Source organism: Streptomyces marokkonensis (assembly GCF_008312835.1).
Taxonomy (GTDB): Bacteria; Actinomycetota; Actinomycetes; order Streptomycetales; family Streptomycetaceae; genus Streptomyces; species Streptomyces marokkonensis_A.
Genome location: NZ_VSKS01000001.1, coordinates 298,899 through 312,238, shown reverse-complemented (window position 1 = coordinate 312,238; position 13,340 = coordinate 298,899). Strand labels below are relative to the sequence as shown.

Annotated in this window: 11 protein-coding genes; 6 read left to right on the top strand and 5 right to left on the bottom strand. The window is 72.4% G+C overall.

The window, feature by feature from the left end; translation table 11 throughout:
- Positions 1–9 precede the first annotated feature (9 nt).
- Positions 10–1,407, top strand: a complete 1,398-nt coding sequence (locus F1615_RS01370) for an FAD-dependent oxidoreductase (RefSeq protein ID WP_149546968.1) — start codon at positions 10–12, stop codon at positions 1,405–1,407.
- 64 nt (positions 1,408–1,471) lie between these two features.
- On the opposite strand, the gene F1615_RS01365 is transcribed toward F1615_RS01370, so the two are convergent.
- Together F1615_RS01365 and hemE are read right to left on the bottom strand one after the other, a co-directional pair.
- On the bottom strand, positions 1,472–1,792 hold the full coding sequence (locus F1615_RS01365; RefSeq protein WP_149546967.1) for a hypothetical protein: 321 nt from the start codon (positions 1,790–1,792) through the stop codon (positions 1,472–1,474).
- 231 nt (positions 1,793–2,023) lie between these two features.
- The gene (gene hemE, locus F1615_RS01355; protein ID WP_149546966.1) at positions 2,024–3,118 is read right to left on the bottom strand and encodes a uroporphyrinogen decarboxylase; all 1,095 of its coding nucleotides are present in this window, start codon (positions 3,116–3,118) and stop codon (positions 2,024–2,026) included.
- Positions 3,119–3,263: 145 nt separating this feature from the next.
- On the opposite strand from hemE, the gene F1615_RS01350 reads away from it, so the two are divergent.
- The 3 genes from F1615_RS01350 (at position 3,264) to F1615_RS01340 (ending at position 6,325) form a co-directional block, all read left to right on the top strand.
- Positions 3,264–3,938: a DUF3000 domain-containing protein gene (locus F1615_RS01350; RefSeq protein ID WP_149546965.1), complete on the top strand. Its 675-nt coding sequence runs from the start codon at positions 3,264–3,266 to the stop codon at positions 3,936–3,938.
- Between the two features lie 269 nt (positions 3,939–4,207).
- On the top strand, positions 4,208–4,870 hold the full coding sequence (locus F1615_RS01345) for a helix-turn-helix transcriptional regulator (RefSeq protein ID WP_149546964.1): 663 nt from the start codon (positions 4,208–4,210) through the stop codon (positions 4,868–4,870).
- Positions 4,871–5,044: 174 nt separating this feature from the next.
- Positions 5,045–6,325, top strand: coding sequence for an HRDC domain-containing protein (locus tag F1615_RS01340; RefSeq protein WP_149546963.1), 1,281 nt, complete (start codon positions 5,045–5,047; stop codon positions 6,323–6,325).
- 103 nt (positions 6,326–6,428) lie between these two features.
- Here the strand turns inward: F1615_RS01340 and F1615_RS01335 are convergent, their stop codons facing one another.
- Genes F1615_RS01335 through F1615_RS01325 form a run of 3 tightly spaced genes read right to left on the bottom strand, consistent with a single transcriptional unit; the run spans position 6,429 to position 9,531 of the window.
- Positions 6,429–7,259: a carbohydrate ABC transporter permease gene (locus F1615_RS01335; RefSeq protein WP_149546962.1), complete on the bottom strand. Its 831-nt coding sequence runs from the start codon at positions 7,257–7,259 to the stop codon at positions 6,429–6,431.
- On the bottom strand, positions 7,256–8,209 hold the full coding sequence (locus F1615_RS01330; RefSeq protein ID WP_149546961.1) for a carbohydrate ABC transporter permease: 954 nt from the start codon (positions 8,207–8,209) through the stop codon (positions 7,256–7,258). Before F1615_RS01330 ends, F1615_RS01335 begins: the two co-directional genes overlap by 4 nt.
- A complete protein-coding gene (locus F1615_RS01325) occupies positions 8,209–9,531 on the bottom strand; it encodes an ABC transporter substrate-binding protein (RefSeq protein WP_149546960.1) in 1,323 nt (440 codons plus the stop codon). The genes F1615_RS01330 and F1615_RS01325 overlap by 1 nt, the downstream gene beginning before the upstream one ends.
- A gap of 146 nt (positions 9,532–9,677) precedes the next feature.
- On the opposite strand from F1615_RS01325, the gene F1615_RS01320 reads away from it, so the two are divergent.
- Both F1615_RS01320 and F1615_RS01315 read left to right on the top strand, forming a co-directional pair.
- Positions 9,678–12,059: a glycoside hydrolase family 2 protein gene (locus tag F1615_RS01320; RefSeq protein ID WP_149546959.1), complete on the top strand. Its 2,382-nt coding sequence runs from the start codon at positions 9,678–9,680 to the stop codon at positions 12,057–12,059.
- A complete protein-coding gene (locus F1615_RS01315; protein WP_149546958.1) occupies positions 12,056–13,090 on the top strand; it encodes a LacI family DNA-binding transcriptional regulator in 1,035 nt (344 codons plus the stop codon). Before F1615_RS01320 ends, F1615_RS01315 begins: the two co-directional genes overlap by 4 nt.
- The last annotated feature ends 250 nt before the right edge of the window (positions 13,091–13,340 follow it).

Sequence of the window (13,340 nt, the reverse complement as noted above, 5' to 3'; positions counted from 1 at the left end):
CGTGGCCCCATGGACATGAGCGACGCGCGCGGTACGAGGGAACGTCTGGTGGTGGTCGGCGGTGACGCCGCGGGGATGTCCGCGGCGTCGGCGGCCCGCCGGCTGCGGGGCCCGGACGAGCTGGAGATCGTGGCCTTCGAGCGCGGCCACTTCACCTCCTACTCGGCGTGCGGCATCCCCTACTGGGTGGGCGGCGACGTCACCGACCGGGACCGGCTGATCGCGCGCACTCCCGAGGAGCACCGCGCGCGGGGCATCGATCTGCGGCTGCGCACCGAGGTCACGGAACTCGACCCCGGCCGGGGGCGGGTCCGCGCCCGTGACCTCGCATCGGGCACCGAGTCCTGGACGTCGTACGACAAACTGGTGATCGCGACCGGTGCGCGGCCCGTCCGCCCCGAGCTGCCCGGCATGGACGCCCCCGGGGTGCACGGCGTGCAGACCCTGGACGACGGGCAGGCGCTGCTGGACACGCTGGCCGCCACGCGCGGCCGCCGCGCGGTGGTGGTCGGCGCGGGTTACATCGGCGTGGAGATGGCCGAGGCGATGATCAACCGTGGGTACGAGGTGACGGTCGTCAACCGCGGCAGTGAGCCCATGGCGACCCTCGACCCCGACATGGGCCGCCTGGTGCACCGGGCCATGGAGGGCATGGGCATCACCATGGTGAACGACGCCGAGGTGACCAAGCTGCTGACGGGTGACGACGGCAGGGTGCGGGCGGTCGCCACCGAACAGGCCGAGTACCCGGCCGACGTCGTCGTCCTCGGCATCGGCGTGCAACCCTGGACGGCCCTCGCGCGGGCCGCCGGGCTCCCCCTCGGGGAGCACGGCGGGCTGCTCACCGACCGGTCGATGCGGGTGCGCGGGCACGAGAACGTCTGGGCCGGCGGCGACTGCGTGGAGGTGCTCGACCTGGTCTCCGGGCAGGAGCGGCACATCCCGCTCGGCACCCACGCCAACAAGCACGGCCAGATCATCGGCGCCAACGTCGGGGGGAGTTACGCCACCTTCCCGGGTGTGGTCGGCACGGCGGTCAGCAAGGTGTGCGACCTGGAGATCGCCCGCACCGGCCTGCGGGAGAAGGACGCCCGCCGCGTGGGCCTGCGGTTCGAGTCGGTCACCATCGAGTCGACCAGCCGCGCGGGCTACTACCCGAACGCCTCACCCATGACGGTGAAGATGCTCGCCGAACTCCGCACGGGCCGTCTCCTCGGCGTCCAGATCGTCGGCCGCGAGGGAGCGGGCAAGCGGGTCGACATCGCGGCGGTCGCCCTCACCGCAGGCATGACGGTGGAACAGATGACAGCCCTGGACCTGGGCTACGCCCCGCCGTTCTCCCCGGTCTGGGACCCGGTCCTGGTGGCGGCACGCAAGGCGGCGGCGAAGATCAGGGCAGCTTCTTAGCCAGGAGCGGTGCGGCGCCCCGAAGGGGGCGCGCAGCACCCCTGCGGCGCGGACCGAACGGCCCTCACGCCGACCCGTTGATCCTCTCGATCGCCTGCCGCGCCTGCTCCGCCGGAGGGCGCGACGGCAGCGACGACACCGAGGCACTCGACGGCACGGGCGGCGGCTGCTCCCCCGCCGGTTTCGCATGCGCGGCAGCCCGCGCGGACCGCAGCCGGTGGCTCACCGCCTCGTCCAGCGTCACCGGCCGCCGCATCTGGGAGGCGAGCCGCCCCGCTTCCTGGCCGAGCCGCGCGACGTCCTCCCAGGGCAGACGCACCACGAGCGTGAGCTCGGCCTCGCCGTCGGGCAGCGCGTGCATCGCGGGAGTCACTCGGTCGTTCATCGCCAGATTCCTCACGTCGGCCCCGCGGCGCCTTCCCCGCGCCGCGGGCGGTTGACGAGTCATACGCGCGACCGGGCGGCGGCGTTCAGCGACCCCGCGGATTTCGCCGGCCGCCGCTGTCCGGCACCGACGCCTTCGGCCCCGCCGGACTGCGGCGCCACCGGGACCGTCCGCTCCCCCTCCTCGACCGCACGCCGATCAACGGCGGAGGCGCGCGGCGCGTACGGTCAGTCAGCGCGCGGTCTGCGTGTGCACGTACTCCACGAGACGGGTCAGGGCGTCCGGGTCGGTGGACGGCATGACGCCGTGGCCGAGGTTGAAGACGTGGCCCTCGAGTCCGGCCGCCGTGTCCAGGACCTCCCGCGCCTTCGTCTCGACGGCCTCGCGGCCGGCGAACAGGACGGTCGGGTCGAGGTTGCCCTGAAGCGCCTTGCCGGGGCCGACGCGGCGGGCGGCCTCGTCCAGCGGGACGCGCCAGTCGACGCCGACGACGTCCGCTCCGGCCTCGCCCATGAGTCCCAGCAGCTCACCGGTGCCGACGCCGAAGTGGATGCGCGGGACGCCGTGTCCTGCGACCTTGCGGAACACCTTCGCCGAGGCGGGGAGCACCGAGCGCCGGTAGTCGGAGGGGGCGAGGGCGCCGGCCCAGGAGTCGAAGAGCTGGACGGCCGCGGCGCCGGCCCGGATCTGGACCTCGAGGAACGCGGCCGTGATGTCGGCGAGGCGGTCGAGCAGGTCCGCCCAGAGTCCGGGGTCGCCGTACATCATCGCCTTGGCGTTCTCGTACGTGCGGGACGGGCCGCCCTCGACGAGGTAGCTGGCGAGGGTGAACGGGGCGCCCGCGAAGCCGATCAGCGGGGTGGACCCGAGTTCGCGGGTCAGCATCCCGATGGCCTCGGTGACGTAGGAGACGTCCTCGGGGGTGAGGTCGCGCAGCCGGGCCAGGTCGGCGCGGGTGCGGACAGGATGCTCGACGACCGGGCCGACGCCGGGCTTGATGTCGAGGTCGATGCCGATGGCCTTGAGGGGGACGACGATGTCGCTGAAGTAGATGGCCGCGTCGACGTGGTGGCGGCGCACGGGCTGGAGCGTGATCTCGGTGACCAGCTCGGGCCGCATGCAGGAGTCGAGCATCCCGATGCCCTCGCGCACCTTGCGGTACTCCGGCAGTGAGCGCCCCGCCTGCCGCATGAACCACACCGGCGTGTGCGGCACCGGCTCACGCCGGCACGCCTTGAGGAAGGCCGAATCCTTGACTGCGTCGTTCTTGACGGGATCGGAGGTCGCGGTCGGCGTCTGGCCCGTCGGGCTTGCGTTGGCACTCACACCGGCCAGTCTCGCACGACCCGGCGGCCGCCCCGGACCTCAGGTCGCCCGGTACGCGGTGCGCGTGGGACACGATCCGGACACCCCCGGCCGGGGCGGGTGTCCCTCCCTGCGCCGGAGCCCCGTTCCGCTTAATCTTCCCCGCATGGCTGCGGCTCAGGGACGACTGTCGGACGGCGCTGGCGGAATGGACGAACCGAACGAGACCGGAGGGGACCCCGGGCACGGAGGTGCGCCACCGCGGCCCTTCCGGGCCGCCGTCGACGCGCTGCGCGGCGCGCGGCTGCGGCCGCAGATCGAGGTGGATCCCACGCCCGCGCCGAAGCGCCTCGCTCCGTACGCGTACGCGCTGGAGGCGGCGGTCGTCGACGACGAGGAGGATCTGGCCGACGGCCGGCTGGTGCTGCTGCACGACCCGGCCGGGCACGACGCCTGGCGGGGCACCTTCCGCCTGGTGACGCTGGTGCGCGCGGAGCTGGAGCCGGAGATGGCGGCGGATCCGCTGCTGCCGGAGGTGTGCTGGTCCTGGCTGACCGGTGCGCTCGCGGCGCGGGGCCTGACGTACGGCGAGCCGAGCGGCACGGTGACGCGGGCGAGTTCCCACTACTTCGGCGGGCTGTCGGCGCGGCCCGCGGCCTCTCAGATCGAGATCCGGGCCTCCTGGACGCCCCGGGAGGGCCTGGCCGGGGTGCCGGACACGGGCGCCCATCTGATCGCCTGGTGCGATCTGCTGGCGCAGGTCGCGGGGCTGCCGCCGGCCGCTCCCGGGGACGCGTCGGTGGTGACGCTGCCGCAGCGGAGGGGACCGCAGTCGCGCTGAGCTTCCCGCTTCGGGCTCCCCGCAATCATCGCTGCCCATCTCTTTGTCGATACGGCCACTTTCGGAAGCGATGCGACGCAGACCGAAACCGTTCGATCTTCGAATGATCGATCGCGCGTCCGAATTGCCCAGATTGTTACTCACTAGATCGTGATCATTTCCTAAAGGACACCAGGTTTGCTGCCGAAGACGACTGTGACCTTGAAAGCACGGTTCCTCCCGGCTTCACCCCCCACGAGCCGGCCCCGTCCCGCACCCCAGGAGGCCTGGTGTCCGTTCTCCTCGAGCAGCCCGCAAGCCTGGTCGCCTACCGCCCGAACAAGCCGACCGCCATGGTGGTCGTGGCCGACCCCCGCGTCCGTTCCACCGTCACCCGCCACCTGTGGGCGCTCGGAGTACGCGATGTCATCGAGGCCTCGTCCGTCGCGGAGGCTCGTCCCCGCATCGGCAACCCCCGCGACATCTGCGTCGCCGAAGTCCATCTGCCGGACGGTTCCGGCCTGACCCTCCTCTCCGAGACCCGTGCCGCGGGCTGGCCCAACGGCCTCGCCCTGTCCGCCGCCGACGACATCGGCGCCGTGCGCAACGCGCTGGCCGGCGGAGTGAAGGGTTACGTCGTCACCGGCACCCGCACCAACCTCGGGCTCCCCACCCGGCCCGGTGCCGCTCCCATCGGTGCCGCCGCCGCCCGTCTGCACCGCCGCCCCCCGGGTGCTCCGAGCCACCCGGGCGGCTTCCGCGAACTGTCCGGCCGCGAGGTCGAGGTGCTGCGGCTGGTGGCGGAGGGCCAGTCGAACAAGGCGATCGGCGTCTCCATGGGCCTGTCCGCCCTGACCGTCAAGAGCCACCTCGCCCGCATCGCCCGCAAACTCGGCACGGGCGACCGTGCCGGCATGGTGGCCGTGGCCCTGCGCACCGGCATCATCCACTGACCCTTCCACCGGCCCCGGGAAACCGACCTGCCCGCGCCCGTCGACGTCGCCGTCGGCGGGCGCCTTCGCGCGCGCCGCCGTCCGGGTGTCCGCCGAGGCCTGTTTTCGCTGGTCGGCCCCGCTCCCGCGCGTAGGGGCAGGTCAGGCGCCGGCCCGTGCGGATACTCTTGACAGGTGACCGACGCCCACGACACCGCAGCAGACACTTCACTGCGAACCACCGGAGGCGCCCCTCCGGACGACGGCGGATCTTCTGCTACGGAGGCGCCGATCCCCTTGCTCGAACCGCGCGAGGGCATTCCGCCCGTCATCGAGGACGAGGCCGCGCTCGCCGAGGCGATCGCCGCCTTCGCCGCCGGCACCGGCCCCGTCGCCGTGGACGCCGAACGTGCCTCCGGCTACCGCTACGGCCAGCGCGCCTACCTCGTCCAAATGCGCCGCGAGGGCGCGGGCACCGCGCTGATCGACCCCGTCGCCTGCCCCGACCTGTCGGGTCTGGGCGAGGCGCTGTCCGGCGCCGAGTGGGTGCTGCACGCCGCCACCCAGGACCTGCCCTGTCTGCGCGAGATAGGCATGGTGCCCACCCTCCTCTTCGACACCGAGCTGGCCGGACGCCTGGCCGGATTCCCCCGGGTCGGGCTCGGCGCGATGGTCGAGAACGTGCTGGGCTTCGTGCTGGAGAAGGGCCACTCCGCCGTCGACTGGTCCACCCGCCCGCTGCCCGAGCCCTGGCTGCGCTACGCCGCCCTCGACGTGGAGCTGCTGGTCGACCTGCGGGACGCCCTGGAGAAGGAGCTGGACCGGCAGGGCAAGCTCGACTGGGCCCGGCAGGAGTTCGACGCGATCGCCTCGGCGCCGCCGCCGGAACCCCGCAAGGACCCCTGGCGGCGCACCTCCGGCATGCACAAGGTCCGCCGCCGCCGGCAGATGGCCGTCGTCCGGGAGCTGTGGCAGACCCGCGACCGGATCGCCCGGCGCCGTGACGTCTCCCCGGGCAAGGTGCTCTCCGACGCGGCCATCGTCGAGGCCGCGCTCGCCATGCCGGCCGATCCGCACGCCCTGGCCGCGCTGAACGGGTTCGGTCAGCGGGTGGGACGGCGCCAGCTGGAGCAGTGGCAGGCGGCCGTCGACCGGGCGAGGGCGCTGAGCGAGGCGCAGCTGCCCCAGCCCGGCCAGCCGGTGACCGGCCCCCCGCCGCCGCGGGCGTGGGCGGACAAGGACCCGGAGGCCGCGGCGCGGCTGTCCGCCGCGCGGGCGGGCGTGAGCGCGCTGGCCGAGCGGCTGGGGATGCCGGCCGAGAACCTGATCACGCCGGACACGGTGCGGAGGGTGTGCTGGGAGCCGCCGGACCCGGCCGACGGGCAGTCGGTCGCCGCGGCGCTCACCGCGCACGGTGCGCGGGCGTGGCAGGTGGAGCAGGTCACGCCGGTGCTGGTGCCCGCATTGTCCGCCTGATCGCCGCACGGCGGTGTCGTGGGGCGAGTGCGGGCACGTCGTGGCTTGTCGCGCCCACGCGGCGGAGCCGCCATGTCGACACAGCCCCGCGCCCCCGGGGTGCTCACTTCGTCGCCCCCCTCATGAAGCCGTTGTAGATGAAGCGCTGGAGGAAGAGGAAGACGAGCAGGGTGGGGAGGATGACCAGCACGGCGCCCGCCGAGATCGTTTCCCAGTGCGCTCCGAAGGGGCCCTTGAAGCGGAACAGGGACGTCGAGATCACGCCAAGATCCTCGGAGGGCATGTAGAGGAAGGGGATGTAGAAGTCGTTGTAGACGTTGATCCCCTTCACGATGACCACCGTCGCGATCGCCGGCTTGAGCAGCGGGAAGATCACCTTGCGGTAGACGGTGAAGGCGCCCGCCCCGTCCAGACGGGCCGCCTCGTCCAGGGACACCGGGATCGAGCGGATGAACTGCAGGAAGATGTAGATCGACACGATGTCCGTGCCCATGTAGAGCGCGATCGGCGCCCACAGGCTGTCGAACATGCCGAAGCTGTTGACGATCTGGAAGGTCGCCACCTGGGTGGTCACCCCGGGGACCAGCGCGGCCAGCAGGAACAGCGCGACGACCAGTTTCCGGAAGCGGAAGTGGAAGCGGTCGATCGCGTACGCCGTCATCGAGCCGATGAGGATCGTGCCACCGACGGCGACGACGAGGATGACCGCCGTGTTGCCGAAGGCGGACAGCATCTGACCGTCCCGGAACGCGGTCACGTAGTTGTCCAGGTTCAGCGGGTCGTCGGGCAGGGCCAGCGCGCCACTGCCGTTCGCCATCTCCTTCGGGGACTTCAGCGAGGTCAGGAGGACCACGGCGAGCGGCAGCAGCACCACCAGCGTGGCGAGGATCAACGACAGGTACATCAGGGTGCGGGCCACGGTGCCGCGGGTCATACCAGGTCCACCTTCTCGTCGGGGACGATGCGCCGCTGCACCCAGGTGACCGCCAGGACGATCAGCAGCAGGACGACGGCGGCGGCCGAGGCGAGCCCCGTCTTGTTGAACTGGAAGGCCAGCTTCACGGTCTGGATCACGAACGTCTCGGTGCCGGTGGCGCCGCCGGTCATGATGTACGGGATCTCGAAGACCGACAGCGAGCCCGAGACGGACAGGATCACGCTCAGACTCAGTACGGGCCTGATGCCGGGCACGATGATGTGCCGGAACTGGTGCCAGCGACTGGCGCCGTCGATCTCGGCCGCCTCGTACAGCTCGCCGGGGACGGACTGGATCGCGCCGAGGAACAGGACGAAGTTCAGGCCGAGGTAGCGCCAGACGGAGACGCCGGCGAGTGAGGTGTTCGCGGAGAACGGCGTGCCCAGCCAGGCGTGGTCGGTCCGGATGCCGAGCAGGCCGAGTACGGAGTCGAGGGTGCCGCCGTCCTGGAAGAAGTAGAGGAAGACGAAGCCGATCGCCACCCCGTTGATCAGGTACGGGAAGAACAGCACGCCCTTGAAGAAGTTCCGGAAGCGGACGTCGAAGCTCAAGGCGGTGGCGAAGTAGAGGGCGAGGACGATCTGCACCGCGGACGCGGCCAGGTAGTAGCCGCTGACGAAGAACACCTCGAACAGCTCGGAGCGCGTGAGGAGTTCGGTGTAGTTCCCGGTGCCCGTCCAGTTCAGCTCCGGGCTCACGCCGTCCCAGTCGGTGAAGCTGTACGCGGCCATGTTGGCGATCGGCGCGTAGGTGAACGTCAGGAGCAGCGCCAGCGGGGCGACCAGGAAGAGCCAGGGCGTGAGGCCGCGCGACAGCCGGATGCGGCGCGGGGCGGGGGCCGCCCGCTCCGGCCCGGCGGGCGCGGCCGGTATGGCCGGCCGCGCCGCCTTGCGGGTGTTGTCCGTCATCAGGACCCCAGCGAGTTCCGCGCCTCGGCCCAGCGCTCGCCGAGGTCGCCGAGGAAGCCGTCGAGGCCGCCCTTGCGGGCACCGCGGGCGAGATCGACGAGTTCCTGGCGGTAGTCGGGCTTGTAGATGCCGACCTCGGACTGGTTGTCGATGGACTTCACCTCGGCGCCCTTGCTGTCGTCGAGGTCGAGCAGCCTCACGCCGGCCTCCTGGTACGGCTCGAGGATGCCGGGCAGCGGGGCGTCCTTCAGCGGGGAGAGGGCGAGGTTGGCCGCGGCGTAGCCGGACTTGTCGGTGAACCAGTCGATCCAGGCGCGGGCGGCTTCCTTGTGGTCGGAGTTGACGTTGACGGCCTGCTGGTAGTCCGGGGAGGTCACCGCGCAGAAGGTGCCGTCCCGCTGGGCGGGGAAGGGCATGAAGCCGATGTCGGCGGGGTCGGCACCGGCCTGCTCGGCGGCGTCCCGCATCTGGACGACGGCCCAGGAGCCCAGCCACATGGTGGCGATCTCGCCCTTGGCCAGCCGCGGCTTGGAGGCCTCCCAGTTGGTGGTGGTCGGGTCCTTCTCCGCCAGACCGCCGCGGACGATGTCGTGGAGCAGGGTGTCGGCCACGCGCAGGTCGGCGCCCTCGGCCCAGGGGTCTTCCTCGGCGAGCTTCGTCGTGGCGCCGGTGTCGCAGCTCACGGAGCCGTTGACGTTGGTCCACTGGGTCAGCGGCCACATGTCCTTGAAGTTGGTGTAGTACGGCACGGCGCCGGTCCTGGACCTGATCGCCTTCAGGTCGTCGAGGAACTCGTCGGGGGTGGTGGGCCAGCCGGTGACACCGGCCTCGCTCCAGACCTTCTTGTTGTAGACGAATCCGGGGACGACGCCGATGGGGCTCTGGCCGTAGACCTTGCCGTCGACGGTGGAGTAGTCGGTGAAGCGGTACTTGGCTCCACGTTCCGCCTTGGTGCCCAGGGACGCGAAGAACCTGGGGTAGTCCTTCTTCTCGATGACCGCGGGGATCATCAGGACGTCGCCGTAGTTCTCCGTGTTCATGCGGATCTTGACCTCGCCCTCGTAGTCGGTGAGGGCGTCGAACTCGACCTTCACGCCGGGGTAGGTCCTGTTGAACTCGGCGGCGTACTTCTTCATCGTCCCGTCCTGCACCAGGTCGGTCCGGTGGGTGAGGACCGTGATGGCCCCCTTGACCTCGGACGGGTCGTCGGGGGCCTTGGCGTCCGCGCCCTGAGAGGAGCCTCCCGTGCCCGTGCAGGCGGAGGCCAGGAGGGCGAGGAGGGCGATCGATCCGGTGAGTGTCGTGCGGCGGTTCAGGTGCATCACGGCTCCGTTCACGGGGCGGACGAGCACGAGTGGCTTGGCTGGTTCGGCACTCTGGCAGCCCTTACTGAACCGGTAAAGTCTCTATTGCGCCAACGATGCCAAAACGTTGCCCCGTCACCACTCAACCGGTTTAGGGAGTGTGCATGCGTCAGGTCACACCGCTCACCGACGGATGGATCCTGCGACACCCGGACGGCACGGGGGGCACGCTCCCCGCCTCGGTGCCGGGGTGTGTGCACACCGATCTGATGGCGGCCGGGCTGATCCCCGATCCGTTCCTCGGCCGGAACGAGGCCGAGGTGGCGTGGGTGGGACGGCGGGACTGGACGTACGAGACGGAGCTGCGCGCCGGGCCGGGCGCGTACGAGCAGACGGACCTGGTCTTCGACGGGCTCGACACCGTCGCCGAGGTCCTGCTCGACGGCCGGCCGCTGGGCCGGACGCGGAACATGCACCGCTCGTACCGTTTCGACGTGACGGGGCTGAGCGGGCGGCTGACGGTGCGGTTCGCCTCCGCCTACGCGGAGGCCGAGGCGGTGCGCGGCACGGTGGGCGAGCGGCCCGGCGCCTACGCCGAGCCGTACCAGTACCTGCGCAAGATGGCCTGCTCGTTCGGCTGGGACTGGGGGCCGACGCTGGTGACGGCCGGGATCTGGCGGCCGGTGCGGCTGGAGCACTGGTCGACGGCCCGGATCGCCCGGGTGCGCCCCCTGGTCACCGTGGAGGACGGCGTGGGGCGGGTGGAGCTGGCCGTCGACGTGGAGCGCTCCCGGGTCGAGGCGCCGCTCACCGTCGAGGCGGCCGTCGGCGGCGTGCGCGCCCGTGCGGAGATCGACGGCACGCGGGGGACGGTGCGCCTGCGGGTGCCGGACGCACGACTGTGGTGGCCCCGGGGCTACGGTGAACAGCCGCTGTACGACCTGGAGCTGACGCTGCTGCACGGCGAGGACGCGCTGGACTCGTGGCGGCGCCGCATCGGGTTCCGGACGGTGGAGCTGGACACCTCGGCCGACGCGCACGGCACCGGGTTCACCCTGGCCCTCAACGGGGAGCGGCTGTTCGCCCGGGGCGTCAACTGGATCCCGGACGACGTCTTCCCGTCCCGCGTCACCCGGGAGCGCTACCGGCGGCGGCTGGAGCAGGCGGCCGGCGCGGGCGTGGACCTGGTCCGGGTCTGGGGCGGCGGGATCTACGAGAGCGAGGACTTCTACGACGCCTGCGACGAACTGGGGCTGCTGGTCTGGCAGGACTTCCCGTTCGCGTGCGCGGCCTACCCCGAGGAGCAGCCGCTGCGCGGGGAGGTGGAGGCGGAGGCCCGGGAGAACGTCGTCCGGCTGATGCCGCACCCCTCGCTGGTGCTGTGGAACGGCAACAACGAGAACCTGTGGGGGTTCCGCGACTGGGGCTGGGAGCCGGGACTGGCCGGGGACTCCTGGGGCGAGGGCTATTACCTCGGCGTACTGCCGAGGGTCGTCGCGGAGTCGGACCCCACCCGGCCGTACACGGCGGGCAGCCCGTGGTCCGGGTCCTGGCTGCGCCACCCGAACGACCCGGCGCACGGTACGCACCACTCCTGGGAGGTCTGGAACCGCACCGACTACGCCGACTACCGGCTCGACGTCCCGCGCTTCGTGGCCGAGTTCGGCTGGCAGGCGCCGCCCGCGTACGCCACCCTGCGCCGGGCGCTGCCCGGGGAGGAGCCCGCGCCGGACTCCCCCGGCATGCTGCACCACCAGAAGGCGGACGACGGCAACGGCAAGCTGGAGCGCGGGCTGGCCCGGCACTTCGCCGTGCCGGAGGGCGACTTCGACCGCTGGCACTACCTCACGCAGGTCAACCAGGCGCGTGCGGTCGCGGCCGGGATCGAGCACTGGCGCTCGCACTGGCCGGTGTGCGCGGGCACCGTGGTGTGGCAGCTCAACGACTGCTGGCCGGTGACCTCGTGGGCCGCGATCGACGGGGACGGTCGGGAGAAGCCCCTCTACCACGAGCTGCGGCGGCTGTACGCGGACCGGCTGCTGACCGTGCGGCGGGACGGCGACGGCCTGGTGGTGGCGGCGGTGAACCAGTCCGCCGAGGGCTGGCGCGGTGCCCTGCGGCTGCGGCGGATGTCCGTCGACGGCACGGTGATCGCGGAGGCGGGCCCGGTGCTGGCCGCCGGGGCGCGGAGCGTGGCCGTCACCGAGGTCCCGGCGGAGCTGGTTCCGTCCGGCCCGGAGGAGTTCCTGGTCGCCGACGCGGGCCGGGTGCGGGCGCTGCACTTCCCCGCGCCGGACCGGGAGATCCCCTACCCGCGGCCGGACTTCGAGGTCGCCCTCGCTCCGGACGGGATCACGGTCACCGCCCGCACCCTCGTGCGGGACCTGCTGCTCCAGGCCGACCGGCTGGATCCGGACGCACGGGCCGACCGGGGGCTGGTGACGCTGCTTCCCGGGGAAGAGGTGACCATCGGGGTGCGGGGCTGGAAGACTCCGGACCCCCGGACCGCCCGTTCCGCCCTGTACTGCGTGGAGCCCACTCGATGACGGCAACGCCGACCCCTCGCGTCACCATCAAGGACGTCGCCGCGCGCGCCGGTGTGTCCAAGGGGGCCGTGTCCCTCGCGTTCAATCGGAAGCCCGGCCTGTCGGAGGCGACCCGCGACCGGATCTTCCGGGCGGCGCGCGAGCTGGGCTGGTCGCCGAGCCTGACCGCGCGCACGCTCGCCGGGTCGCGGGTGGACGTGGTGGGTCTGGCCGTGTGCCGGCCCGCCCGGCTGCTCGGCCTCGAGCCCTTCTACATGGAGTTCGTCTCCGGCGTGGAGAGCGTCCTGGTCGAGCGGTCCTGCTCGCTGCTGCTGCGGCTGGTGCGCAGCCCGGACGAGGAGGTCGGGCTGCTGGAGTCGTGGTGGAGGGGGCGGCAGATCGGCGGGTCGATCCTGGTGGACTTCCGGGCCGACGACCCCCGTCCGGCGGTGGCCGGGCGGCTCGGCCTGCCGGTGGTGGCGGTCGGGCACCCCTCGCTCACCGGCGGACTGACGTCCGTGTGGACGGACGACGCCACGGCGGTGACCGAGGCGGTGCGGTATCTGGCGGCGCTCGGGCACCGGCGGATCGCCCGGGTGGGGGGCGCGGCGGCGTTCGGGCACACGTCGATCCGGACGAGCGCGTTCGACGAGGCGGTCCGCGCGCTGGAGCCGCCGGCGCGGGCTTGGCAGGTGGCCACGGACTTCTCCGGGGACGCGGGGGCGCGGGCGACCCGCTCGCTGCTGGCCGCCGCGCCGGGCGAGCGGCCGACGGCGATCGTGTACGACAACGACATCATGGCGGTGGCGGGGTTGTCGGTGGCCGCGGAGATGGGGCTGCGGGTGCCGGACGACGTGTCGCTGCTGGCGTGGGACGACTCGCAGCTGTGCCGGCTGACGCATCCGACGCTCTCCGCCATGAGCCATGACGTCCACGGCTTCGGTGCGGAGGTCGCCCGGACGCTGTTCGGTGTCATCACCGGGGAGGGTCCGGGGTCCCACCCCGTACCGACCCCGGTCCTGACCCCGCGCGGCTCCACGGCCCCGCCGTGACGGATCGCGCCCCCGCCGCCCCTTCCCGTCCCGGCCTGGGGCTCCCGCCCCAGACCGCTCCTCAAACGCCGGAGGGGCTGAAACAGCCCGTCCGGCGTTTGAGGACTAGGCCCGTTCAGGGCCGAAAGGAGGGTCTGGGGGCGCAGCTCCCGGGGACGATGGGGGCACCTCCCGCTCGAGCGAAGCCGAGAGTAGGGGAGGGAAGGGGCGGCGGGGCGAGTGACCGCGGTCGGCGCACGGCCGTTCGTGT

Bases quoted from the DNA above. Each gene is read 5' to 3' on its own strand.
- F1615_RS01365 (WP_149546967.1), bottom strand. From the start codon at position 1,792: ATGAACGACCGAGTGACTCCCGCGATGCACGCGCTGCCCGACGGCGAG.
- F1615_RS01370 (WP_149546968.1), top strand. From the start codon at position 10: ATGGACATGAGCGACGCGCGCGGTACGAGGGAACGTCTGGTGGTGGTC.
- F1615_RS01330 (WP_149546961.1), bottom strand. From the start codon at position 8,209: ATGACGGACAACACCCGCAAGGCGGCGCGGCCGGCCATACCGGCCGCG.
- F1615_RS01325 (WP_149546960.1), bottom strand. From the start codon at position 9,531: ATGCACCTGAACCGCCGCACGACACTCACCGGATCGATCGCCCTCCTC.
- F1615_RS01320 (WP_149546959.1), top strand. From the start codon at position 9,678: ATGCGTCAGGTCACACCGCTCACCGACGGATGGATCCTGCGACACCCG.
- F1615_RS01335 (WP_149546962.1), bottom strand. From the start codon at position 7,259: ATGACCCGCGGCACCGTGGCCCGCACCCTGATGTACCTGTCGTTGATC.
- F1615_RS01350 (WP_149546965.1), top strand. From the start codon at position 3,264: ATGGCTGCGGCTCAGGGACGACTGTCGGACGGCGCTGGCGGAATGGAC.
- F1615_RS01315 (WP_149546958.1), top strand. From the start codon at position 12,056: ATGACGGCAACGCCGACCCCTCGCGTCACCATCAAGGACGTCGCCGCG.